This is a genomic window from uncultured Lentibacter sp., from assembly GCF_937123735.1.
Lineage (GTDB): Bacteria > Pseudomonadota > Alphaproteobacteria > Rhodobacterales > Rhodobacteraceae > Lentibacter.
The window spans coordinates 16,301-40,194 of the sequence record NZ_CAKZKL010000044.1 but is presented as its reverse complement, the minus strand read 5'-3'; the positions used below and the strand labels follow the sequence as shown (position 1 = coordinate 40,194).

Here is a 23,894-nt window from a genome sequence, read left to right as displayed (position 1 = left end):
ACGGGGAGCTGGGTGAGGCCAGCGATGGGCTCGGAGACGATGTAGAAGTGCTCGCAGGCGTGCAGCGGCACGTTGACGCCCGCCATGCGGCCGACCTCATGGCCCCACATGCCGGCGCAGTTGACGATCAAATCAGTCTCTATTTCACCTGAAGTGCCGTCTTCGCCCTGCCAGCTCACGGAGGTGACGCGGCGGCCTTGTTTGGCAATATTCGTGACTTTCACGCGCTCTTGAATGAGCGCGCCGTTCTGGCGCGCGCCTTTGGCCAGCGCCAGTGCGATGTTGGCCGGATCGCCCTGACCATCCAGCGGGAGGTAGACGCCGCCTGTGACGCCGTCGATGTTGAGGTGTTCGTAGCGCCGCTTGATCTCGCTGGGGCTGATCTCTTCGACCTCCACACCGAAGGCGCGGGCCATGGCGGCGGAGCGGTGCAGCTCTTCGAGGCGCTCGGAGGTGAGCGCGGCAGTGATGGACCCCACACGTTTGAAGCCTGTGGCGACGCCTGTTTCGGCCTCGAGGTTGCCGTAGAGCTCTTGGGAGTATTTCGCCAGTTTGGTCATATTGGCGGTGGCGCGGAGCTGGGCGATGAGGCCGGCGGCGTGCCATGTTGTGCCGGAGGTGAGCTGCTTGCGCTCGAGCAGCACCACGTCTTTCCAGCCGAGTTTGGCGAGATGATAGGCAACGGAGCAGCCGACGATGCCGCCCCCTATGATGACGACGCGGGCTTTGGCGGGGAGAGTGGGCATGTAAGTGACTCCATGGATGGCTGGGCGCTTTTTGGCGGACGGGCGGGGGCCAGCCCCCGCACCCCCGAGGTATTTTTGACCAGAAGAAGGGTTAGACGATTGTGTGACCTGCGGCTTTGAGTTGGGTGGCGAGTTCCTTGATGTGGCCGGGGCCGACCTCGCAGCAGCCCCCCACGATGGTTGCGCCTTGGGCGACCCAGTGCAGGGCGAATTTTGCGTAGGCCTCGGGGCCGAGATCCTGGCGTTGCTCCAGTGCGTCGACCGTGGGGGCGTCTTTGAGGAAGCCCTCGGAGATGCGGGTGAAGCCGTTGGCGTAGGCGCCGAAGGGCAGGCCGAGGGGCGCGATGAGATCAAGCGCGGCAGAGATGGCTTCGGGGCGGGAGCAATTGACGAGGAGGGCGGCGGGGGCAAACTCTTGCAGGATTTGGGCAAGATCAGAGACAGATTCTCCGGAGCGGAGCTTCGTTCCGTCGTCATCATCGACGGTGACCGAGAGCCAGACAGGCTTGTCTGTTTCGGCGCAGCCCATGAGCGCACCGCGGGCGTCGTGGAGCGAAGAGACCGTCTCGATGATGAAGAGATCGGCGAGGGGAGATAAGGCCGCAACGATTGTGGCGAAGGCGGCGCGGGCCTCTTCCAGAGGCGGAGCGAGATCGGGCCGGTAGCTTGCGCCGAGGGGGCCGAGGGCCACGGCGATACGGCCAGAACCATGTGCGGCACGGGCGGCGAGGGCTTCGGCCATGGCCGTGTCGAGCAAGGTTTTGTGCTGCTCTTCAAGACCGACGCGCGCGAGGCGGTCCACATGCACGGCGTAGGTGTTTGCCGTGGCGATGGTTGCGCCTGCATTGAAATACTCCAGATGCACGGCGCGCACGACTTCGGGCTGCTCCATCATCACGGCAGTGGACCAGAGCGGGGTGGCGCGGCTGCCGGAGCGCTTGACGATCTCTTGGCCTATGGAGCCGTCGAGGAGGGTGATTTCACTCATGCGCGCAGTCTTTCGTTGCTGGCGTCCCAAAGGGGAGCGTTTTCTTGCACCACAGCCTTGACGCGCGCGCCGTAGATTTCAACCTCAAGCTCTGTGCCCGGCACGGCCAGATCGGCTCTGATCATGCCCAAGGCGATAGATTTGCCGATGCGGTAGCCCCAGCCACCGGAGGTGGTTTCCCCCACAATTTCGCCGCCCGAATAGAGGCAGGACATATAGGGCGCATCGGCCTCGCCGGCCTCAACCGTGAGGGTGACAAAGCGCTTTTGGCTGCCTTGCTGCTTTTCGGCCATGAGCGCGGCTTTGCCGGGGAAGTCCTGCGGCTTGTCGAGCTTTACGAAGCGCTCAAGGCCGCCCTCGAAGAGGGAGTAATCTGTCGAAAGATCGCCCTTCCACGCGCGGTAGCCTTTTTCGAGGCGCAGGGAGTTGAGCGCCCACATGCCGAAGGGTTTGGCCCCAGCGGCGAGGATGGCATCAAAGATTGCGGGCATCTGCGCATTGGCGGCGTGGACCTCCCAGCCCAGCTCGCCCGCGAAGGACACCCGCGCCAATGCGCAGGGCTGGCCAGCGACAGTGGCGGGTTGGTGGCTGAGCCATGGCAGGGAGAGATCGGCCTCTGTGCCGACTGCTTCAAAGAGCGTGCGCGCCTTGGGGCCTGTGACGATGAGCGTGTCGTAGTCCTTGCTGTGATCCGTCAGGCTGAGGCCCTCGGGGAGGCGGCGCTTGAGAAGCTCGAAGTCATGCCACTGTGCTGTTGCGGCTGTGATCAGGGTGAAGCTGTCTTCCTCATGGCGGATGCAGGACATCTCGGTGAGAATGCGCCCCCGATTGTCGGCGAAATAGACAAGGTTCATGCGGCCGATCTTGGGGAGTGCGCCTGTCACCTGGCCGCGCAGGTATTCGGCCGCGCCCGCGCCCGAGAGGTTGAACCGCGAGAAACCGGGAAGGTCGAGCACGCCCACCGCGTCGCGCACGGCCTCGCATTCTTCGCGGATGCGCTGCTCCCACGGGCCGGAGCGGTTCCATGTGTGGGTGGCTTCTTCGGAGGTGTCGTCGCCCTCCTGTGCGAACCAGTTGGCGCGCTCCCAGCCGTTGTAATCGCCCATCTGGCCGCCCAGCGCCTTGACGCGGTCATGCACGGGGGAAAGCTTGCGGTCGGGGGCGGCGGGCCAGCGATGCCACGGGAAGTGCATGGCGTATTCGTTGCCGTAGACTTCCATGCCTTTGAGGTTGCAATACTCCTGATCGGTGTAGTCGGTGTAGCGGCGCGGATCGACGGCCCACATATCCCATTCGGTTGCGCCATCGACGATCCATTCGGCCATGACCTTGCCAGCGCCGCCGCCCTGGGCGATGCCGAAGGTAAAGACGCAGGCCTCGAAGGCGTTTTCCACGCCCGGCATGGGGCCGATGAGCGGCAGGCCATCGGGGGCGTAGGGGATGGGGCCGTTGATGACACTGGAGATGCCCGAGGTGGCCATGAGCGGGACGCGCTCCATAGCGTCTGTGACGATGTCTTCGATGCGGTCGATGTCTTCCTGCCAGAGCTGGAAGGAGAAATCCTCGGGCATCGGGTCGCTCGGGTCTACCCAATGCGCCTTGCAATTGGGCTCGTAGGGGCCAAGGTTGTAGCCGCCTTTTTCCTGACGCAGGTAATAGGAGACATCGACATCGCGGATGAGCGGCAGCTTGCCGCCGTGTTCCTTTGACCAAGCCTCGATCTCAGGGATCTGCTCGGTGAGCAGATATTGGTGCTCCATCACCATCATCGGCACGGTGCGCCCGCCGTAGGGCTTGAACCACTCGCCGACGCGCTGGGCGTAGTAGCCTGCGGCGTTGACCACATAGTCGGCTGCGATATCGCCTTTCTCGGTGTGCACGATCCAGCTTTTGTCAGCCTGTTGGGTGACGCCCGTGGCAGGGGTGAAGCGGAGGATCTTCTGGCCCATGTCGCGCGCGCCTTTGGCCAGCGCCTGTGTGAGCTGGGCGGGGTCGATATCACCGTCTGTCGGGTCATAGAGCACGCCGGCGAGATCGTGGGTTTCAAGAAAGGGGTAGCGCTCTTTGGCTTGCTCGGGGGTCCAGATTTCCATCTTGATTCCCTGATAGCGGCCCATGGAGGCGGCGCGGGCAAATTCCTGCATCCGCTCTTTGGTATGGGCGAGGCGGATGGAGCCTGACTGGTGATAGTTCATCGGGTAGTCCACCTCGGCGCCAAGGCGGGCATAGAGCTCTGTGGAGTAGCGCTGCATGTTCATGATCGACCAAGAGGTGCTGAAGGTGGGCACATTGCCTGCCGCATGCCATGTGCTGCCGGCGGTGAGCTCGTTCTTTTCGAGCAGCACGCAGTCTGTCCAGCCTTTGAGGCCGAGGTGATAGAGCACAGAGGCACCGACGACGCCGCCGCCGATGATGACCACACGGGCTTTCTTTGGAATATCGGACATGGTGTTTACTCCCAGATGAGGCGGGCCGCGAGGCCGCCGAAGACGATGGATGTGATTTTGTTGAGCGTGCCGCCCATGCGGATGATGCGGTGGCCGGCATAGCCTGCGGCGATGCCGTAGGTGCTGTTGATGATCATGCCAGTGGCGTTGAAGATGAGGCCGAGGAAAAGGATTTGCTGCCAGATCGGCCCTGCTTCGGGGCGGGTGAACTGGGGCAGGAAGGCAATCACGAAAAGCGCCACCTTGGGGTTGAGCAGGTTTGTCAGGTAGCCCCGTTTGAGGGCGGAGAAGATCCGGGTTGCGCCGCGCGCTTTGGCAAGCTCGGGTGGCGCGCGCCATGTTTTGACGGCGAGCCAGAAGAGATAGGCTGCGCCGATATAGCGGATGGCATCATAGGCATGGGGAATGGCCAAGAGTGCGGCCGAAATGCCGAGGACGGCCAGCATCATGTGGGTGAGGCCCCCGAGGGTGATACCAAGCGCCGCCGCCACGCCCGCGCGAGGGCCGCCGGAGATGCCTGAGGCCATGGAGAAGGCCACATCGGTACCGGGGGTGATGTTGAGCAGGATGCCCGCGCTCGTGAAGGCAAGGATCAGGGCGATGTCCATGGAGAGAAGTGTCTCTAACATGGCTCAAGCCCTCCCTGATGTCGCGCCCAGCGCGAGGCCGTAGGCTATGAAGCAGAGGCCCATGAAGCGGCGGAACCATGCGTTGAAGACCACGCCAAGCGCGAGTTTGCCAAGCCCGGCCCCAAGGGCGGTGTAGGTGCAATAGCTGAGCGTTGTGAGGGTGAGGGCTGTGGGGACAATGACCCACATTTGCGTGGCGATGGGTGTGGATAGATCAACAAACTGGCTGAAGGCAGCAAAGTAGCCCGCCACGGACTTGGGGTTGATCGTGGCAATGAGAAAAGCGCGCAGAAAGAGCGCGTGCCCCCGGTGCTTGTCGGCCCTGATGGGCCGCCGCGCAAAGAGAACGGCCCGTAGGCCGAGATAGACAAGAAAACCCGCGCCAGCATATTTGAGCACCAGAAAGGTCGCAGGCGAGGCGGCGAGCAGGGCTGTGATGCCGAAGGCCGAGAGCGTGAGAAAGAGCGAGGCCTGACAGAGGATCGCTGCGACGGCGGGCAGGGCGCGCAGAAAGCCAAGCGCCATGCCAGACTGGATGCAGTTGACCGCATTCGGCCCCGGAGTGGTGACAAACACCAGCCAGAAGAGTGCGAAGATGGTCCAGGCCTCGAAACTCATGGTCAATACACCGGTGGGGCGATGACCCAGATCACGATTGCAGGGACATCATAGGGATTGATCCATTCAAAGGGCTCGCCGCGGATGCGAAAGCTGTCCCCCGGATGGATGGTGAAGCGCGCGCCGCTGATGACGAGGTCAAGCTTGCCAGAGATCAGATAGCCGACTTCCTGTGTGGGGCGCGTTACAGGCTCGCCGATGCGCGAACGGGGCGCAAAGGTAGAGTGCACCATCTCGAAATCATCGGTCAGATCGGGAGAGAGCAGCTCTTCGACAAGCCCCGCCTCACCTGAGCCAATAGGCCGGCGCGCGCCCTTGCGCACGACATATCCGGCCTCGCTTGCAAGCGCGGGTGCGTGGCTGAACAGCATGGAGACAGAAACACCAAGCACCTTGGCCATATGCCGCAGATCGCTGATGGAGGGTTCGGAAAGATCACGCTCGACCTGACTGAGCCAGCCCACCGAGCGGCCAAGCGTCTCGGCCAGGTCGCTCAATGTCAGCCCGCGCGCCTTTCGCAGCGCGCGCAAATCGGCTCCGAGCGTTTGTGCGGCATGGGCTGTCTGGTTCATCCGAATCTCGTGAAAACTGACGTTCTTTTTTCACGATGCCTCAGGTGCATGAAATTTCAAAGCGTTTTTTCACGCTCTTTCTTATTGCTCCAAATATCCCACTGATTCCGCGCAGCAAGTGCGCTCTATCGGTCATCGCGTTTACTTCGCAACCTGCTCGGGGGAGTTTGAGGGGGCTGGCCCCCTCAACGGATCGGATTGCACGAAGTGCAATTCGAAACCCTCTCAGCGCGCAAAGACCTCGGCAAGGATGCTCTCTAGCGCATCCGCATCTGCCTGAGTAAAGGCCGCAGGCTGGTCACTGTCGATATCCAGCACGGCGATCACTTCACCGGCGGCGTTGAACACCGGCAGGACAAGCTCGGAGCGGGTGCTGGAAGCACAGGCGATATGGCCGGGGAAGCTGTCGACATCCGCCACCAGCTGCACCGCGCGGGTGCGTGCCGCCGCGCCGCAGACGCCGCGGGAGAACGGAATTGTCAGACAGCCGTGGCCGCCTTGGTAGGGGCCGATCTTGAGCAGCTCCGGCTCTGTCACGCGGTAAAAGCCTGTCCAGTCAAAGCGCTCGTCTGAATGGTGGATTTCGCAGGCGAGTGTGGCCATGAGCGCGATCTCGTCGGTTTCGCCCTCGGTGAGGCTGCGGATGGTCTTGGCGAGTGTGGTGTAGTCAACGCGCATGGCTGTGCCTTCGTGAGGGGGCAGGACTGGGGCGATGCCCCAGACCCCGAGGTATTTGTGACCAGAAGAAGATCAGACGCGTTCGATTGCGATGGCGGTGCCTTCGCCGCCACCGATGCAGATGGCGGCGATGCCGCGCTTGAGGCCGCGCTTTTCCAAGGCGTTGAGAAGGGTCACGATGATGCGTGTGCCGGAGGCGCCGATCGGGTGGCCGAGGGCGCAGGCGCCGCCGTTGACGTTGATCTTGTCACGGGCAATTCCCAATTCGTGCATGAAGGCCATGGGGACAACCGCGAAGGCCTCGTTGACTTCCCAGAGGTCCACATCGTCTATGCTCCAACCGATGTTTGCGAGCAGCTTTCGGGCCGCCGGGATCGGGGCTGTGGAAAACCAGCCGGGGGCCTGGGCATGGCTTGCGTGGCCGCGGATTTCGGCGCGCACTGTGAGCCCCTCCGCCTTTGCAACCTCCTCAGAGGCAAGCACGAGCGCGGCGGCACCATCGGAAATAGACGAGGCATTGGCGGCGGTGACGGTGCCGCCCTCGCGGAAGGCGGGTTTGAGGGTCGGAATTTTTTCCGGGCGCGCTTTGGCGGGCTGTTCGTCTTCGGAGACGACCACCTCGCCTTTGCGGCTTGTGAGCGTGACGGGGGCGACCTCGCCATCAAATGCGCCTGAGCGGATCGCCTCAAGGGCGCCGTTGAGCGAGCCGATGGCGTAGTCATCCTGCGCTTCGCGGGTGAACTGGTATTTCTCGGCGCAATCTTCGGCGAATGTGCCCATGAGGCGGCCTTTGTCGTAGGCGTCTTCCAGGCCATCGAGGAACATGTGATCGAGCACCTTCTGGTGGCCGATGCGCGCGCCGCCGCGCATTTTTTCCAGCAGGTAGGGCGCATTTGACATGGATTCCATGCCGCCGGTGATCATCTTGCCGGTGTGGCCCAGAGCGATTTGGTCATAGCCCATCATCGTGGTTTTCATACCGGAGCCGCACATTTTGTTGACCGTCGTTGCGGGAACATCCTCTCCAAGGCCAGCCGCAAATCCGGCCTGGCGCGCCGGGGCCTGGCCCTGGCCTGCGGGCAGAACGCAGCCCATGAGCAGCTCATCGACCGTGCCTGTACCGGCATTTTCAAGCGCGGCACGAATGGCAGCCCCGCCAAGCGTGGCGGCTGGCACGCCGTTGAACACGCCTTGGAAACCGCCCATGGGCGTGCGCGCGGCACCTGAGATCACGACTTTTTTCATGTGGATACCTCCTGAATTTGGCTTTGAATACCGAATAGAAAGGTTTGGCGTCTAGTGCTGGTCTTCAGAGACGTATTTCTACGGTAGCGGAGACTGTGATGGAATTTAGCTGTTCAAAGACAAGCGACCTTCTTTTTGTGAAGGTTCTGGCGGAACGGATTGACGCGGTGGCCGCGCTGGAATTTAAGGATTCTCTTCGAGAGATCACGGGGAAGGCCGGTGCCAATCATGTGATCCTTGATCTGAGCGAAGTTGGCTTTATCGATTCAAGCGGGCTTGGCGCTGTGGTGGCGGTGATGAAACTGATGGGCAACACCAAGCGGCTTGACCTGGCCGGACTGACACCGACCGTCGCAAAGGTGTTTCGGCTCACGCGCATGGACTCCATATTTACGATACACGACACCGTGGATGATGTGACCAAGCTTTACAAAGCGGGCTGAGTGCGGTGAGGAGCGGGCAGATGAAGCCCCATGCATTACAAAGGCAAGCCGATTTGTGCCTCAAGTTTCCCAGTGGCGAGCTTGAAGTGCGCAATGCCCTTTGTGCACTGACAACCCGGCTGCGCGAAATGGCGCTGAGTGCGGATGATGTCGGCTCTGTCGAGCTTGTGCTCGGGGAAGTTTTGAACAACATCGTGGAACATGCTTACGGCGCTGGCGGCCAGGGGGAGATTGAAATTCTTGTGAAGCGGGCCGCTCATGTGCTGCGCTTCCGGGTGATTGACGAGGGAGGCGCCCTGCCCAACAGCGCTTTGCCAGAGGGCCGTTTGCCCGCTATGGACGGGCCGTTGGAGGCCATGCCAGAGGGCGGTTTTGGCTGGTATCTGGTGCGCAATCTGGCCTGTGACCTTGATTACCGCCGCGCTGACGGGCGCAACGAACTGGCGTTTTCGATCTGTTGTGAAGGGCAGGCCTGACCTGTGGGCAGGCCCGGCACCCAGCCCATCCCTGCCCCTGGGTGGGCGAAATAGCTAAAATCTGCTGCCTTCTTGAAAATGCCTTATTCGGCCCGAAGATTCGCCCGAATTTGGGGGCATAGAGGTCTTGTAGCTGCATATAGCTTCCCTCGGCGTCGCGTGTTAACAGCCCCCACCCAGTGCGCGGCGTCGAGGCACTTCCCCCCCCCTTGATCAGAGACACCGTGAAAACCGCATTGGCAACTGCTCTCGCGGGGCATAGTGTTTTTGAAACGCGAAAACAGGGTGGAGCAATTATGCGCGATTTTCATTTCCCAGGGCGTTCGCCCGTTCTGGCCAGCAATGGCGTCTGTGCCACGTCGCACCCTTTGGCGGCAAAAGTGGCCGTCGACATCATGGAGCGTGGCGGAAACGCCATGGACGCCGCGATTGCCGGCGCGGTTTTGCTCGGGATTTGCGAGCCACAAATGACCGGAATCGGAGGCGACTGCTTTGTGCTGTTTCAAGACCGCGAAGGCGGCATGATCCGGGCGCTGAACGGCTCGGGCACAGCCCCAGCGGCAGCAGACCTTGAAGCCTTACGGGCGCAGGGCGCGACCGAAGTTCCACTCAACGGCCCGGAGGCGGTTACCATTCCAACTGCGATGGACGGTTTTTGCCGCCTCTCGGACGACTACGGCAAGCTCGGGCTGGATGTCTTGCTCGCGCCAGCGATCCGATATGCCGAGGAAGGGGTTCCGGTGGCGCCCCGCGTTGCCTTTGATTGGCCCGAAGCCGCGAAAGCCCTGCGTGGCCATGGAAAAACCCACTACCTGATTGATGGAAAACCCGGCACCGTTGGGCAGATTTTCCGCTCGCCCGCCCAGGCAGACGCTTTGCGGCGCGTCGCCAAAGACGGACGCAAAGGCTTTTACGAAGGTGAGGTGGCCGAAGATATGGTGGCCGCCCTGCAAGAGCAGGGTGGTGTTCACGAGATGAGCGATTTTGCGCAAGCCAAGAGCTTTTACACAGATCCTGTCGGCAGCCATTACAAGGGCGTTGATTTGTTGGAACATCCGCCGAACGGGCAAGGGGCCACCGCGAACCTGATGCTCAATATCCTGAGCCAGTTTGATCTGGCCGCCATGGAGCCTTTCGGGGCACAACGCGCCCATATTGAGGCAGAGGCCACCAAGCTCGCATATGATGCGCGCAACCGCTTTATTGCCGACCCGGACAGCACCACCCGGCTGGAGCACATGCTGAGCATGGAAACCGCCCGCAAACTGGCTGCCTTGATTGATCCCAAACGTGCCATGGCCGCTGCTGCGCCTGTGAGCGAGGCGGTTCACAAGGACACGGTTTATATCACGGTGGTGGACAAAGACCGCATGGCCGTGAGCTTCATCTATTCGATTTTCCATGGGTTCGGCTCGGGTATTGCCAGCGAAAAATTCGGCATTTTGCTACAAAACCGTGGCGCAGGCTTTACGCTCGCGCCAGATCATCCCAACGCATATGGCGCAGGCAAGCGGCCCATGCACACAATCATTCCCGGGATGCTGGCCCAAAAGGATCGGGCGATCATGCCTTTCGGGGTGATGGGTGGGGCGTATCAACCCTGTGGACATGCTCGGTTTGTGACCAATATGCAGGATTTTGGCATGGATGCGCAGAGCGCAATTGATGCGCCACGTTGCTTTGCCGACGGTGATATTTTGAAAGTCGAGAAATCCTACAGCGAGGCCGTGCGCGCAGAGCTGGCCGATATGGGCCATAAGGTTGTTGTGCCCGAGGGGCCTTTGGGCGGCGCGCAAGCCATTCGAATCAGAGACGATGGTGTGCTTGAGGGCGCATCTGATCCGCGCAAAGATGGCGCAGCACTAGGGTATTAAGCATGACGATAACACCTGTGAAAGAGCTCGTGCAGCGGGCCAAGGACGAGATCGAAACACTGAGCCGTGACGAGGTCTGGCGGCTGGCAGAGGCAGGCGAGGCCCTGGTTGTGGATATCCGCGATCCACGCGAGCTGGAGCGTGAGGGGTGCTTTCCCGGAGCGCTTCATGCGCCCAGAGGGATGCTGGAATTCTGGTTTGACCCTGCCAGCCCCTACCACAAAGAGACCTTTGCGACGGAGAAGAAGATCATCCTGTTTTGCGCCGGGGCGTGGCGCTCGGCTTTGGCCACGAAGACGCTTCAGGACATGGGCGCCACAAACGTGGCCGAGATGGACGGCGGCTTCAAGCTCTGGAAGGAAGAGGGGCGACCTCTGGCCTAGCCTGTTTCGAATTGCACTGCGTGCAATCCGACCAATGCGGGGGCTAGCCCCCGCGCCCCCAGGATATTTAGGGAAAGAAAAAGACAGGCGGGCGCTAACCTACTGTTCTAGTTCATCTGGAACTGGAGCGGATATTGGCCGTCCTGGAAGGGGCCGAAGAGATCGGGGATGTCGGGGTGATCGACAGGTTCGCCCGAGTAGTCGGCGACAAGGTTTTGCTCGGAGACATAGGCGACATAGTAGCTCTGATCATTCTCGGCCAGAAGATGATAGAAGGGCTGCTCCTTTTGGGGGCGGCTGTCTTCCGGGATGGCCTCATACCATTCCTCTGTATTGGAAAACTCTGGATCAACATCAAAGACCACCCCGCGAAAGGGGTGTTTCTTGTGACGGACAACTTGCCCGAGGTGGTATTTGGCACGTTTGCGTATCATCATGTCTTCAGCCCCTACCCGAGCAGCTTAACGCTTTCAATGGGGTATTGTCCATTTTTGCGAGGGCCCGCACAGGAAACACTCTGTGAGGCGCTGACCAACAGTTTGGCGCAGCCACGCCACAAACCACGCCATAGAACGGGCAGAAAAGCGCTTGCAGGGTTGTTTTCTGTTTGGGTTTTGGCCGCGATGAGATAGGTTGGCCGAAACAAATAGCGAGGGTCAAATGAGCAGAATCCTTTGCGCTTTTATGATTGTGGCAACTCTGGCAGCCTGTGGCAACGGGAGAGGGACGAGCGCGCCGCGCAGCCTTGACAACGCCTGTGCCCTTTTGAAAGAGCGCCCGACATATTACCGCGCTTTCAAAGCCACCGAACGCAGGCGCGGCGTGCCTGTTCATGTGCAGATGGCCGTCATTTATCAGGAAAGTAAGTTCAAATCCGATGCGCGCACGCCGTTTCGCTATAGTTTGGGTGTGATTCCGCGCGGACGACAATCCAGCGCCTACGGTTATGCGCAAGCACTGGACGGCACCTGGAAAGAGTATCAGCGCAAGGAAGGCAAGCGCATGGCGCGGCGCAACAATATCCGCGATGCGAGCGATTTCATGGGCTATTATATGAACATCAGCCGCGAACGGAACGGGATCTCGCTGCATGATGCGCGCAACCAGTATCTTGCTTACCATGAGGGCCACAGCGGGTTTGCCCGCGGCACTTACCGCAACAAAGCGTGGTTGATGCGTGTTTCCCGGGAGGTTGGACAGCGCGCAGATATGTATAAAGCCCAGCTTGCGAGCTGCCGGCGGCTCCGCTGAGGCGCGGCGCTATCTGTCGCGCTGATCGGTGTTGAGGCCAATGTCAAACAGTGTGTTGGGCATGGCCTCGCCCTTTGTCAGCGGGCCAAGCACAACGGTGGTGCTGCTGCCGCTTTCATTGCGGATCACCCATTGGCGCAGCTCCACGGGGTTGCTTGTGAATTTGAGCTGGATGCTGCCATATTCCGGGTGCTTGGGGTCCTGCGCCGTGAGCAGCGTGGCCGTTCCATCATAGCTGTGGTCTGTCACCATCCTGGCGCGGCCCAGATCAACCTTGCGCGCCAAAATCAGCGAGAGCGGTGTTTTGTTGAGCGGATAACTCTGCGGCCCCTGATTTGTCTTCGGATCAAAAATCGCAACCGTATTGGCGCTGGCCAGAACCAGTGTTTCTTCCGGGGGGTTATACTCAAACCGAATCTTGCCCGGGCGCTTGATGTAAAGCGTGCCGGTTGACAGCGTGCCATCATCATTGACCTGCGTGAAGCTGCTCTTGGCGGTTACCAACCCGTTGAAATAGGCCGACAAGCTATCAAGCGAGAGCTTTTGCGCCATGGCGGGGCTTGTCAGAAGACCCAGCGCCAGAACCGGCGCGAGCAGTAAATGGGTGAACCGTAAAATCATGAAGAGCCTCAAGCTGTATCGTTCTTGCCAATATAGACGTTCAGAATAGAAAAACACCGGCTGTTAAGCGATAACAGGCCGGTGTTTCTTCTGATCCGCAGAAAGCCGCCTATGGCCTCAATGTTGCTCAGGCACAAGGATCTCGCGTTTGCCAACGTGGTTGGCCCCCGAGATCAGCCCTTCTTCCTCCATCTGCTCAACAAGCTTGGCGGCCTTGTTGTAACCAACAGAGAGTTTGCGCTGGATGTAGGAGGTGGAGCACTTGCGATCTTTGATCACAATGGCAACCGCCTGATCGTAGAGCGCATCTTCGCCATCGGTGTTGCCGCCGAGGCCGAGCACTGCGTCGATATCGCCTGCATTGTCATCCGGCGGGCCTTGCACCACACCAGACACATATTCCGGCGGGCCGTAGGCTTTGAGATGGTTGACGATTTCTTCGACTTCCTCATCCGACACAAAGGGGCCATGGCAGCGGGTGATCTTGGCGCCGCCCGCCATGTAGAGCATGTCGCCCATGCCCAGAAGCTGCTCGGCCCCCATTTCGCCCAGAATGGTCCGGCTGTCGATCTTGGAGGTCACCTGGAAACTGATCCGGGTGGGGAAGTTGGCCTTGATTGTGCCGGTGATCACATCAACAGAGGGGCGCTGCGTGGCCATGATGATGTGAATGCCCGAGGCACGCGCCATCTGGGCGAGGCGCTGGATGCAGGCTTCGATCTCTTTGCCCGCGACCATCATCAGGTCGGCCATCTCATCGACGATGACGACGATATATGGCATTTTCTCGGGCACGATCTCTTCGGTTTCAAACACCGGTTCGCCTGTGTCATCGTCAAAGCCGGTCTGGACGGTGCGCGAGAAGGTCTCGCCTTTGGCCAAGGCATCGGCCACGCGGGAGTTGTAGCCGTCGATGTTGCGCACGCCCATTTTTGACATCTTGCGATAGCGCTCTTCCATCTCCCCGACTGTCCATTTCAGGGCGACGACGGCCTTCTTCGGGTCGGTCACAACCGGGGAAAGCAGGTGCGGGATACCGTCATAGACGGAGAGTTCGAGCATCTTCGGGTCAATCATGATCATGCGGCACTCTTCGGGCGTGAGCTTGTAAAGCAGCGAAAGGATCATGGTGTTGATGGCCACAGATTTGCCCGAGCCCGTTGTGCCCGCAATAAGCAGGTGGGGCATTTTGGCAAGGTTGGCGACAATGGGATCACCGCCGATGTCCTTGCCAAGCGCCAATGGCAGCTTGTGGTTGCCATCGCCATATTCGCGGCCGGACAGGATCTCGCGGAAGCCGACCATCTCGCGGTTGTCGTTGGGCAGCTCAATGCCGATGACCGAGCGGCCCGGAACCGTGGAAACACGCGCTGAGAGCGCCGCCATGGAGCGGGCAATATCATCGGCAAGGCCGATCACACGAGACGCTTTGAGGCCAGGCGCCGGCTCCAGCTCATACATTGTCACAACCGGGCCGGGGCGCACCGAAACGATCTCGCCTTTTACGCCGTAATCATCCAACACCGATTCAAGCATCCGTGCGTTTTCTTCCAAAGCCTCATCCGAAAGGTGGTGCCGCTCGATGTGAATCGGATCGGACAACAGCGAGAGCGGAGGCAGCTCATAGGCTGGCCGCCTGTCGTCAAAGGCAAATGCCGGTTCGGCCTCGGCTTTTGCCCGCGCAGAGGGCTGCACTGGCTTTTTGGGCACATGCTGCACCACTTTCTTGGCCTCGGCTGAGGGAATTTTGAAAGCCTGTGCCGTTGGTGTTTCTTCAAGCGGCAGGGGCTCTTCCAGGACCGCGTCTTGCGCGCGGTCAAGCGCTGCGCTGAGCGGCGGCTCCACAGGCAGATCCTGAGTGCTCGCGCCAGACAGCGGCGGCTCGACCCGCTGGCCGGGCTGGGGAGCCGCATCCAGCACCAGAGGCAAGGGGCCATGCCCCCGCCCTTTTGTCAGCGGTGCGGCCGTTGCAGCCTGCACGGAAGGGCGCTGGCGCACACGGGATTTGATAACATCTGCGATCTTGGCTTTGATGCGGTCGTCTGAGGGGGCCTGTGCGGCCTCTTCTGAAGAGAAGCACGGCTCAGACTCGACCAGCTCTGGCTCTGGCAGGCTGGCATGAACCCCCTCAGCCCGCCGGATCAGACTCGGCATCAAGGCACGCAACCCTGTCTTCTCGGACTTGGCCGAGACAAGATCCGCCTCTGTCTGGTAGGGGGCAAATGAAGGCTGGGGGTAGGCCTCTACTTCAAGGCTTTGCGCATCTTCCATGGCCACCAGCTCTGCTGCTTCGGCGCGAGCCAGCGCACGCTGGTCGCGGCGTAGGCGGTTGCGTTCCTGCATGGTCTGGGCGGCTGCGACAGCGCCTGATGCTGTCTTGCCAAGCAGTTTCATCCCGGTGGCATATGTCATGATTGTGCCAATCAGCAAAAACCGGGCGATGTAACGCAGCTCGGGGCGCGTGAAGCCCAATACAAACAGCCCGACACTGACCACAACAGCGCCCAGCACAAGCGACAAGAGCTTGAGGCCAAAGCTTGCTCCCACCGGCAAAAGCCCCAAGAGGCTGCCAAGAACCGTATCGCCAAACAAGCCGCCAAGGCCGAAAGAATGTGTCCAGCTTTCGCCCGGCACCAGCGTGGAGGCGTAGATTGAGAGGATGGCCAGCCAGATCGGTGCGAAAACAAGCCGGCTGACGGCGCGATCTGCTCCGAAGTGCAGCGCAAAACGCGCACCCCAGGCCAGGAGCGCCACGGCAATGCCAAAACCACCCCAACCCACGATCATGAAGAGCGGGGCCGCTATGGCTGCCCCGATACTCCCCATCCAGTTTTGCACAGGGGCATCGGTGGCGGAGAGCCAGGACGGATCATTCGGATTGTAGGAGAGGAACATGGCCGCCGCCGCAAGCGCCGCCACAACCAGCGCAATGCCGAGCAGCTCCTTGCCGCGTTTCTCAATGGCCTCTGCCATGTTGCTATCAAGGAGCGGGTCGCGCCCGCGTGTCTGATATGCCATTTTGCCTCGTCCTCAGCTTTGCAAGCAGCTTTTCAGGCGGATAAGCCCTTGCTGCATTTCTTCTTTTGGGGCCACCATGGCGACCCTGATGTATGTTTTTCCGGGGTTGCGCCCTTCGGTGTCGCGGCTCAGGTAAGCCCCGGGCAAGACACGCACGCCTGTTTCGCGCCAGAGCCGCAGCGCAGCCGTCTCGCCGTCTTCCACCGGAAGCCAGAGAAAAAAGCCGCCTTCCGGGCCTTTGTAGCCTTCAAAGTCAGCCATGATGTCATCGGCAATTTTGTATTTTTCCTGATAGAGCGCCCGGTTTTGCACAACATGCGCCTCATCGCTCCAGGCGCGGGCTGCCACCGCCTGAAGCGGCGTGGGAAGCGGCGCGCCGGCATAGTTGCGCAGCTGTTTCAGGCGGCGGATACTCTCCGGCCCGCCAGCCACAAACCCTGACCGCAAACCTGGGAGATTGGAGCGCTTGGACAGCGAGTGGAAAATCACCACCCGCTCGGGATGTGCCCCCATCTGCGCCGCCACAGCAAGCGCACTGGGAGGTGGGTCATTGCGGTATATCTCGGAATAGCATTCATCAGAAAAAATTTGAAAATCAAACTCTTCCGCCAGTGCAATGAGCTCGCGCAAATAGGCCTGACTGGCCACAGCACCCTGCGGATTGGAGGGCGAGCAAATAAAGGCCGCGGCTGTTTTCTTGAGAATATCCGTAGGCAAACCGGCAAAATCGGGCAGGAACCCGGTGGCGCGGGTGGCGTTTGCAAAAACGGACCGCGCGCCAACTGATGCCGCTGCCACGGCATAGACCTGATAAAACGGATTGGGCATCAGGATATTGGGCCGCGCGCCGGACACTGTTTCAGGCACCAACGCCATACATGCGTTGTAGAGCCCTTCACGAGTGCCATTGAGCGCAAGGATCTGCGTATCGCTGGCGACGGTGATGTTGAAGCGGCGCTTGAGCCAGCCGGAAATGGCAGACAGCAGCTGCTCGCTGCCATCATTGGGCGGATATTTGTTAAACCCCGCAAGATGTGCCGTCAGCTCCTCCCCGACCCAAGCCGGAAACGGGTGCTTTGGCTCACCAATGGTCATATGCACGGTATCACCGCCTGCTGGATGATGATCCAACAGCGCCCGCAGGCGCGGGAACGCATAGGCCGGAAGGTTCGAAAACCGCTCGGGAAACATATTCAGACTGCCTCAATTTCGGGGTCATTGGCGCCCCGTTTGAGATCAAATTACTCAAGCAATGGTGTTTCGTCCAGAAAAACTGTGTAGAGTCAGATAGTTTGTGGCATTTAAGACATGGCCGCCTCGGCCGCCGCTGCAACCCGGAGCAGCTTTTCCTCGCCAAACGCCTTGCCCATCAGAAGAATTCCACAGCTGGGTGTGGCCGTGGGCAGGGTTATGGCACAGAGGCCCAGCAAATTCCCAATTCGCGTATTGCGCAGGGAAAGCAGGTTTTCAGTGATGTAATAGTCGCTATCGCTCAGCAGGCGCGCGGCATCGGGCGGCAGGATCGGGGCACTGGGCAACAGCACAGCATCAAAGCCGGCCACGCGGTCTGCCCAGGTTTTGCGGGCACGGGCCATGGCGCGCCACGCGGCGACATACTCAGCAGCGCCATGGTCTTTGCCCGACCGGAACCGCGCAAGAATTTCGGGAAACATCTTCTCGGGGGCGGCTTCGATCTCGGTTTGCCATGTTCCGTAGGCTTCTGACGTGAAGAGGATGGCAGACAAGGGCATGATTTCGGACACTTCCGGCGCTGCGATATGCGTGATTTCGGCTCCGGCCTGGGCAAGTTTTTCAAGTGCGTTTTCAAACGCTTGGCCGGGCTCTTCCCGCAGATCATCAAAGGCAACCGTTTCCAGGACGGCGAGGCGTGTGCCCGCCAGTGATGCGCTCCGGAGGTCGGCGGCTTGGCCGCCCTCCAGCGCTGCAAGCATCAGCGCGGCATCTTCGACGGTGCGGCAAAGCGGGCCGATTGTATCAAAGCTCTCGCACAGCGGCACAACCCCTTCAAGCGGCAGGCGGCCTGCCGTTGTCTTCAAGCCCACAAGGTCGTTCCAGGCGGCGGGAATGCGGACAGAGCCGCCGGTGTCCGAGCCAATGCCGCAGGCGGCCAGGTTGAATGCCACAGACGCTGCGGCCCCTGAAGACGAGCCTCCCGCAACGGCGGCGGTATCGTTCACGCAGGGGGGGGTGGCGGTGATCGGGTTGAGGCCAAGGCCCGAAAAGGCAAGTTCGCTCATATGGGTTTTGCCAAGGCACACAAGCCCCGCCTGAGTGGCATTTGCGAGGGCCCAGGCATCGGCCTTCGGACGACGGCCCGCAAGCAGGGCAGAGCCGGCTTCTGTGGCCACAGCTGCCGTGTCAAAAAGATCTTTCCAACTGATTGGAACACCGTCAAGCGGGCTGCGGCGCAGCCCTGCTTTGGCGCGTGCGGAAGCGGCCTGAGCCTCTTGGCGCGCGCGCTCTTTGGTAAGGCGCGCATAAATCCGGGGCGCAAGCGGATGTGACTCGATTGCGGCCAGATATTCTTCTGCAAGATCAATAGGATCAATCTCACCTGCGGCAATACCTTGCCCAAGAGACGCCATGCTCATTTCCAGCCAGTTTTGCATTTCGCTGCCCCTTTTTCCTATGTCTGACGCTACGGTAGCGGCGTTCTGTTGCATGGACAATCCCGCTTGGGAGAGCATAGTGGAAACATGACATATGACAGTGATATTGCGATTGTTGGAGGGGGGCTGAACGGCCCGGTGCTGGCGTTGGCCTTGGCTGGACGGGGGCGGCGGGTGTGCATGATCGATGCACAGCCCGAACCCCTGCGCAAAACCGCAAATTTTGATGGGCGCGCCTATGCGCTGGCGCTGGCGTCCATTCGGCTGCTGCAACGGCTTGATCTCTGGAAAGCCGTGTCTGAACACGCCCAGCCCATGCAGGAAATCAAGGCCAGCGACGGCCGTGCAGGCCAGGGGCCGGCTCCTTTTTTCCTGCATTTTGAACGCGGTGAGCTGGAAGAAGGGCCGATGGGCCATATGCTGGAAGACCGCCACTTGCGGCGGGCGCTGTTGGACGCCGTGCAGGCCCATGAGCTGATTGAAACGCGTGAGGGCACTGTCATCTCACAGGAGACCAACGAGAGTGGCGCCTGGCTCACTTTGGCAGACGGCACGGTGCATTCCACGCGGCTGATTGTGGGCGCGGATGGGCGCGCCTCGGGGACAGCAGAGCGGGCGCGAATCAGGCGCACAGGCTGGGACTATGGCCAGACGGCGCTTGTCTGTGCAATTTCGCATGAATTGCCACATTTTGGCATTGCCCATCAATTTTTTATGCCAGAGGGGCCATTGGCAATTTTGCCCCTCCCCGGCCAGCGCTGTTCGATTGTGTGGTCAGAGCGCACAAAGCGGGCAGAAGCGGTTAACGCATTGGCGGATGACGCCTATCTGGAGGTGCTGCGACCGCGGTTTGGAGACTTTCTGGGACAGATCAAACTGGACGGCCAGCGCTATGCCTATCCTCTCAAGCTGACAATCGCAAATTCCTTTATAGATCAGAGGCTTGTGCTTGTCGGAGATGCGGCTCACGGGATGCATCCGATTGCCGGACAGGGGCTGAACGCTGGGCTGCGCGACGTGGCCGCGCTGGCGCATGTGATCGACCATGCCGAAAGACGCGGCGAAGATTTTTCAAGCCAACTTGTGCTGGAGCGCTACCAAGGCTGGCGCCGGTTTGATACGGCCACGCTGGCAGCCAGCACGGACCTAACCAACAAACTGTTTTCAAACGATAATCCGCTGCTGCGCATGGGGCGCGACCTGGGTATGGGGCTGGTCAACGCCCTGCCTGATCTCAAGCGCGGATTCATGCGTGAAGCGGCGGGTTTGAACGGCGATTTGCCGGATCTCATGAAAGCTTGACCCAAATCGTTAACGCGACTCACAGGGGCTGACACCGGGGGGGTGACATGCGTGCACAGAGCGTGCACAAAGCGTGCACCGGCAAAACAGGGTTTTGCGCGCACCCTGCCCTGTAACCGTTGCGCGCGCATAATTTGCGAAATCTTCAGAATTTGAGCCCAAGCGAAAGAGTGGTGCGCATGAAATGCACACCCTACGGAGCGGGCTCAATCTTGAAGTTTGCGAGCCTCGTCAAACAGCATCACGGGGATGCCCTCGCGGATGGGATAGGCGAGATTGGCGGATTTGCTGACCAGCTCTTGCGCCTCTGCGTCATATTCGAGCCGACCTTGGGTCAGCGGGCAAACGAGGGCTTCGAGCATGTGGCGATCAAAGGTCTGGCTTTCGGTCATTGCAGAATATCCTCACCGTCGCCGCCGCTGTGCAGGGCGAATTCGATCAATGTCACGAGGGTTTCGCGACGGGTGGAAAGCGAAGGCGCTTCAAGCAACGCCTGTTTGTCTTCGGGCGTGAAATCAAGCAGCATGGAGAGCGAGTTGATCAACAGCTCGTCGTCGGCATCTTGCAGCGTGTCCCAATCGGTGTTGAGGCCCTTGGCGGAAAAGAACCGCTCCAGCAGCGCGAGGAACTTGCTGCGGTCAAAGGCAGGGTCATGCTCTTCCGGGCCCATATCGGCGGCAAAGCCCTCCCAGCTGACTTGTGCCCGCCGGTAAGGGGTAAAACCCTCGACCTCGGCCGAAACCCGATAGCGCGACAGCCCCGTAAGGGTAATCATGTAGCGGCCATCCTCTGTTTCGCTGAACTGGGTGATGCGGCCTGCGCAGCCAATGCTCATGAGCGCGGTTTCGCTGCGGTGCAGGCCGGTGTCGGGCTGGACCATGCCAATCAGCCGCTCGGGCGTCTTGAGGGCATCTTCAACCAGCGAAAGATAGCGCGGTTCAAAGATGTGCAGCGGCATGTTGGAGCGCGGCAGAAGCAATGCGCCCGGAAGCGGGAAGACCGGAATGACGCTGGGAAGATCTTTGAATTTGCGCATGGCCGGCTCAGACCAGGATCATCGAGCCGAGCTTGCGGCGGCCAGCCAGCGCGATCGGGTCTTGTGGGGGAAGAGCGTCAAAGATCGTGAAGAGCTGGGCTTTGGCGGCGCCCTCGTTCCACGCGCGGTCGCGGCGGAACAGCTCCAACAGCTGGGTGACAGCCTCGGCGACATCCCCGGCGGCTTGCAGGGCATTCGCATAGTCAAAGCGCGCCTGATGATCATCCGGCGCAGCTTCGCAGGCGGCTTGCAGCTCGGCCACGGGGCCGGCGTTGGCCGCCTGTTTGGCCAGCTCGAGCTGGGCGTGGGCGGCCTCAAGCTCGGGCGCAGCGCTGATCTCGGCGGGGGCACCGTTGAGCGTGGCTTCGGCACCTGAAAGATCATCGAGCGCGATGTAGGCGCGCACGAGGCCGCCGTAGGCTGCGGCGTGATTTGGCTCTTCTTCAAGGATGGCGGCGAAAGTCTGGGCCGCATCGGCGGCGGCGCCCTCGGTGAGCATTTCTTCGGCGGCGGCGACAGCCTCATCAAGCCCGCCAGAGGCATCGCCGCCTGCGGCATCGACGATACGCTTCACGAAGGCGTCAAGCTCGGAGGCGGGAACCGCACCCTGGAACATATCCACAGGGCGGCCCTGGTAAAAGCCGACCACGGTGGGAATGGACTGGATGGGCAGGCCCTGCTGGGCGAGCATCTGGGCGAGGCGCTGCTCCTGATCGACATCCACCTTGGCCATTTTGACCGCGCCCTTGGCCTTTTTCACCGCGTCTTCGAGCATGGGGCCGAGGGTTTTGCAGGGGCCGCACCACGGGGCCCAGAAATCGACAATCACCGGCGTTTCCATCGAGCCTTCGACCACCTCTTTCATGAAGGTGGCTTCGGTGACATCGAAGATGAGATTGTCGGTTGCGGGTTGAGACAGGTTGAGGTCCATCGGGCGGCTCCTTGGAAAATCGTGTTGCCTTACATGTGAGGGATGCAGCGCGCGCTTGCAAGGGGGGCGGGCTTCATACGCGGTTTTGCGGGGTGTAGTTTTGGGCTGGGGAGGCGGTCTACTGCACCAAGCCGGTTAACAGCCGCGTAGCGGCCCGGCCATCGTCAGCCCCTCCCTTGGGCTGGCGATGACCGCCCGCTAAATATCAAACGTCGCAAACACCGGCGCGTGATCAGATGGCTGTTCCCAGCCGCGGGCGGCGCGCAGGATGCGGGAGCCGTGGGCGGCGGAGGAGATGTCAGGGGTGGCCCAGACGTGGTCAAGGCGGCGGCCTTTGTCGGCTTCGTCCCAGTCGCGGGCGCGGTAGGACCACCAGCTGTAGAGGTTGCCTTCGGGGATGTCTTGGCGTGTGACATCGACCCAGCGGCCAGCGTCTTGTGTTTGGGCGAGGTGCTCGACCTCGATGGGGGTGTGGCTGACCACCTTCAGAAGTTTCTTATGGTCCCAGACATCATCTTCGCGCGGGGCGATGTTCAAATCGCCCACGAGGATCGCCTTTTCGGGGCGCTCGGCGTGGAAGGCATCGCGCATCTGGGTGAGGTAATCGAGCTTCTGGCCGAACTTTTCGTTCACTTCTCGATTGGCCACATCGCCGCCTGCGGGGACGTAGAAATTGTGAATGGTCACGCCGTTTTCAAGCTTGCCCGCGATATGGCGGGCGTGGCCGAGCTGGGCGTAGTCTTCTGCGCCGGCCTCGACCATGGGGATCTTGGACAGGATCGCGACGCCGTTGTAACCCTTCTGGCCGCGCGCGACCATGTGCTCGTAACCCAACGCGCGGAAGCCTTCGAGGGGGATTTTGTCGACCGGGCTTTTGCACTCTTGCAGGCAGAGCACATCGGGGGCCTCCTCCTCAAGCAGCTTGAGCACCAAAGGCTCGCGCAGGCGCACGGAGTTGATATTCCAGGTGGCGAGGGTGAACGGCATGGGGGGCTCCTGCTTGGGTGAAGCCATGATCTAGCACAACACGGGGGGGCAGGGAATCGGCTATTGCAAGGGGGCATTGGTGAGGAGACAGGCATGGCGAAGGGCCCAGCGGCGCACCCCGAAATGCGCCATTATGTGAACCGCAGCGGCTGGCTGCGCGCGGCGGTTTTGGGCGCGAATGACGGAATCGTCTCGGTTTCGGCGTTGATTGTCGGGGTGGCGGCGGCGGAGCCTGATGCGCGCACCATTTTCCTTGCGGGCTTTGCCGGGCTTGTGGCCGGGGCGCTTTCCATGGCGGCGGGGGAGATTGTTTCGGTTTCCTCGCAGGCGGACATTGAAAAGGCCGACATGCAGCGCGAGATCGTGGCGCTGGAACAGAACCCCGAGGCGGAGGCAGAGGAGCTGGCGCAGATCTATGAGGCGCGGGGGCTTGCGCCAAAAACCGCGCAGCAGGTGGCCCATGAGCTGAGCGCGCATGACGCGCTGGGGGCGCATATGCGCGACGAGCTGGGGCTTTCGGAGGTCCATGCGGCGCGGCCCTTTCAGGCAGCGTTTGCCTCGGGTGTGACCTTCAGCGTGGCGGCGGCTGTGCCGCTTGTGGCCGCTGTGCTTGCACCTGTGGGCTGGATCATTGTGACGGTGCTTTGTGTCACCGTGCTGGCGCTGGCCGCACTGGGCGCTTTGGGCGCGCTGGCCGGCGGTGCACCCAAGCTGCCCGCTGTGGTGCGGGTGGTGGGCTGGGGCGTGTTTGCCATGGCTGTCACAGCGCTCTTGGGCCGCCTGTTTGATGTGGTTGTCTAAAGTGTTTTGTCTGCGGTGTGGGCTTGCAGGGATCGAATTTGGCTGCGCCAAATCCGACCCGCTGGGGGCGCTGCCCCCAGACCCCCGAGGTATTTTGACCAGAAGAAGCCGACTGTGAAACCTGCTCTGGGGAAGAAAAAAAGGCCGAGCACAAAGCTCGGCCGAAGTCCAACAGGGAGGTGCATATGATGACCCGCATATGCGACGGGATGTTTAAC

The 23,894-nt window shown here is 61.0% G+C and carries 24 protein-coding genes; 7 read left to right on the top strand and 17 right to left on the bottom strand.

Annotated features, from left to right (window positions below; genetic code table 11):
• The 8 genes from Q0478_RS13370 to Q0478_RS13335 all read right to left on the bottom strand — a co-directional run.
• Positions 1 to 746: FAD-binding oxidoreductase (locus Q0478_RS13370; RefSeq protein ID WP_298680088.1), on the bottom strand; the 746-nt coding region annotated here is incomplete at its 3' end.
• A gap of 91 nt (positions 747 to 837) precedes the next feature.
• Positions 838 to 1,734: a homocysteine S-methyltransferase family protein gene (locus Q0478_RS13365; protein ID WP_298680086.1), complete on the bottom strand. Its 897-nt coding sequence runs from the start codon at positions 1,732 to 1,734 to the stop codon at positions 838 to 840.
• Complete coding sequence (locus Q0478_RS13360) at positions 1,731 to 4,181, bottom strand: FAD-dependent oxidoreductase (protein ID WP_298680084.1); 2,451 nt, start codon at positions 4,179 to 4,181, stop codon at positions 1,731 to 1,733. The genes Q0478_RS13365 and Q0478_RS13360 overlap by 4 nt, the downstream gene beginning before the upstream one ends.
• A gap of 5 nt (positions 4,182 to 4,186) precedes the next feature.
• The gene (locus tag Q0478_RS13355; RefSeq protein ID WP_298680082.1) at positions 4,187 to 4,810 is read right to left on the bottom strand and encodes a LysE family translocator; all 624 of its coding nucleotides are present in this window, start codon (positions 4,808 to 4,810) and stop codon (positions 4,187 to 4,189) included.
• Positions 4,811 to 4,813: 3 nt separating this feature from the next.
• Positions 4,814 to 5,428, bottom strand: coding sequence for a LysE family translocator (locus tag Q0478_RS13350; RefSeq protein ID WP_298680080.1), 615 nt, complete (start codon positions 5,426 to 5,428; stop codon positions 4,814 to 4,816).
• 2 nt (positions 5,429 to 5,430) lie between these two features.
• Entirely contained in the window at positions 5,431 to 6,000 is a 570-nt protein-coding gene (locus Q0478_RS13345) for a helix-turn-helix domain-containing protein (RefSeq protein WP_298680078.1), read from the bottom strand.
• A gap of 225 nt (positions 6,001 to 6,225) precedes the next feature.
• Positions 6,226 to 6,678 (bottom strand): GAF domain-containing protein, encoded by a 453-nt coding sequence (locus Q0478_RS13340; protein ID WP_298680076.1) that lies wholly within the window; start codon positions 6,676 to 6,678, stop codon positions 6,226 to 6,228.
• A 72-nt stretch (positions 6,679 to 6,750) separates the two neighbouring features.
• A complete protein-coding gene (locus Q0478_RS13335; protein WP_298680074.1) occupies positions 6,751 to 7,923 on the bottom strand; it encodes an acetyl-CoA C-acyltransferase in 1,173 nt (390 codons plus the stop codon).
• A 98-nt stretch (positions 7,924 to 8,021) separates the two neighbouring features.
• Between Q0478_RS13335 and Q0478_RS13330 the strand changes: the two genes are divergently transcribed.
• The 4 genes from Q0478_RS13330 to Q0478_RS13315 all read left to right on the top strand — a co-directional run bounded on the left by Q0478_RS13330 (position 8,022) and on the right by Q0478_RS13315 (position 11,099).
• Entirely contained in the window at positions 8,022 to 8,366 is a 345-nt protein-coding gene (locus Q0478_RS13330; RefSeq protein WP_298680072.1) for an STAS domain-containing protein, read from the top strand.
• A 20-nt stretch (positions 8,367 to 8,386) separates the two neighbouring features.
• Positions 8,387 to 8,842 carry an ATP-binding protein gene (locus Q0478_RS13325; protein WP_298680070.1) on the top strand — a complete coding sequence of 152 codons (456 nt, stop codon included), beginning with the start codon at positions 8,387 to 8,389 and terminating at the stop codon, positions 8,840 to 8,842.
• 296 nt (positions 8,843 to 9,138) lie between these two features.
• The gene (locus Q0478_RS13320) at positions 9,139 to 10,716 is read left to right on the top strand and encodes a gamma-glutamyltransferase family protein (RefSeq protein WP_298680068.1); all 1,578 of its coding nucleotides are present in this window, start codon (positions 9,139 to 9,141) and stop codon (positions 10,714 to 10,716) included.
• A 2-nt stretch (positions 10,717 to 10,718) separates the two neighbouring features.
• On the top strand, positions 10,719 to 11,099 hold the full coding sequence (locus Q0478_RS13315; protein WP_298680066.1) for a rhodanese-like domain-containing protein: 381 nt from the start codon (positions 10,719 to 10,721) through the stop codon (positions 11,097 to 11,099).
• A gap of 107 nt (positions 11,100 to 11,206) precedes the next feature.
• Here Q0478_RS13315 and hspQ read toward each other — a convergent pair whose 3' ends face one another.
• Positions 11,207 to 11,533 (bottom strand): heat shock protein HspQ, encoded by a 327-nt coding sequence (hspQ, locus tag Q0478_RS13310; RefSeq protein WP_298680092.1) that lies wholly within the window; start codon positions 11,531 to 11,533, stop codon positions 11,207 to 11,209.
• Positions 11,534 to 11,759: 226 nt separating this feature from the next.
• Between hspQ and Q0478_RS13305 the strand changes: the two genes are divergently transcribed.
• A complete protein-coding gene (locus Q0478_RS13305) occupies positions 11,760 to 12,350 on the top strand; it encodes a transglycosylase SLT domain-containing protein (RefSeq protein WP_298680064.1) in 591 nt (196 codons plus the stop codon).
• 9 nt (positions 12,351 to 12,359) lie between these two features.
• On the opposite strand, the gene Q0478_RS13300 is transcribed toward Q0478_RS13305, so the two are convergent.
• The 4 genes from Q0478_RS13300 to Q0478_RS13285 all read right to left on the bottom strand — a co-directional run bounded on the left by Q0478_RS13300 (position 12,360) and on the right by Q0478_RS13285 (position 18,619).
• Positions 12,360 to 12,971: an outer membrane lipoprotein carrier protein LolA gene (locus Q0478_RS13300; protein ID WP_298680062.1), complete on the bottom strand. Its 612-nt coding sequence runs from the start codon at positions 12,969 to 12,971 to the stop codon at positions 12,360 to 12,362.
• Positions 12,972 to 13,088: 117 nt separating this feature from the next.
• On the bottom strand, positions 13,089 to 15,989 hold the full coding sequence (locus Q0478_RS13295) for a DNA translocase FtsK (protein ID WP_298680060.1): 2,901 nt from the start codon (positions 15,987 to 15,989) through the stop codon (positions 13,089 to 13,091).
• Between the two features lie 12 nt (positions 15,990 to 16,001).
• Positions 16,002 to 17,180 (bottom strand): aminotransferase class I/II-fold pyridoxal phosphate-dependent enzyme, encoded by a 1,179-nt coding sequence (locus Q0478_RS13290; RefSeq protein ID WP_298680058.1) that lies wholly within the window; start codon positions 17,178 to 17,180, stop codon positions 16,002 to 16,004.
• A 110-nt stretch (positions 17,181 to 17,290) separates the two neighbouring features.
• Positions 17,291 to 18,619 carry an amidase gene (locus Q0478_RS13285; RefSeq protein WP_298680056.1) on the bottom strand — a complete coding sequence of 443 codons (1,329 nt, stop codon included), beginning with the start codon at positions 18,617 to 18,619 and terminating at the stop codon, positions 17,291 to 17,293.
• Between the two features lie 87 nt (positions 18,620 to 18,706).
• Here Q0478_RS13285 and Q0478_RS13280 point away from each other — a divergent pair, with 87 nt between their 5' ends.
• Positions 18,707 to 19,921 (top strand): UbiH/UbiF/VisC/COQ6 family ubiquinone biosynthesis hydroxylase, encoded by a 1,215-nt coding sequence (locus Q0478_RS13280; RefSeq protein ID WP_298680054.1) that lies wholly within the window; start codon positions 18,707 to 18,709, stop codon positions 19,919 to 19,921.
• 206 nt (positions 19,922 to 20,127) lie between these two features.
• Here Q0478_RS13280 and Q0478_RS13275 read toward each other — a convergent pair whose 3' ends face one another.
• The 4 genes from Q0478_RS13275 to Q0478_RS13260 form a co-directional block, all read right to left on the bottom strand.
• A complete protein-coding gene (locus Q0478_RS13275; RefSeq protein ID WP_298680052.1) occupies positions 20,128 to 20,313 on the bottom strand; it encodes a Trm112 family protein in 186 nt (61 codons plus the stop codon).
• A complete protein-coding gene (locus Q0478_RS13270) occupies positions 20,310 to 20,957 on the bottom strand; it encodes an LON peptidase substrate-binding domain-containing protein (RefSeq protein ID WP_298680050.1) in 648 nt (215 codons plus the stop codon). The genes Q0478_RS13275 and Q0478_RS13270 overlap by 4 nt, the downstream gene beginning before the upstream one ends.
• Before the next feature lie 7 nt (positions 20,958 to 20,964).
• Entirely contained in the window at positions 20,965 to 21,888 is a 924-nt protein-coding gene (locus tag Q0478_RS13265) for a tetratricopeptide repeat protein (protein WP_298680048.1), read from the bottom strand.
• Positions 21,889 to 22,086: 198 nt separating this feature from the next.
• Entirely contained in the window at positions 22,087 to 22,875 is a 789-nt protein-coding gene (locus tag Q0478_RS13260) for an exodeoxyribonuclease III (protein ID WP_298680046.1), read from the bottom strand.
• A gap of 93 nt (positions 22,876 to 22,968) precedes the next feature.
• On the opposite strand from Q0478_RS13260, the gene Q0478_RS13255 reads away from it, so the two are divergent.
• Positions 22,969 to 23,676 carry a VIT family protein gene (locus Q0478_RS13255; protein WP_298680044.1) on the top strand — a complete coding sequence of 236 codons (708 nt, stop codon included), beginning with the start codon at positions 22,969 to 22,971 and terminating at the stop codon, positions 23,674 to 23,676.
• Positions 23,677 to 23,894 lie beyond the last annotated feature (218 nt).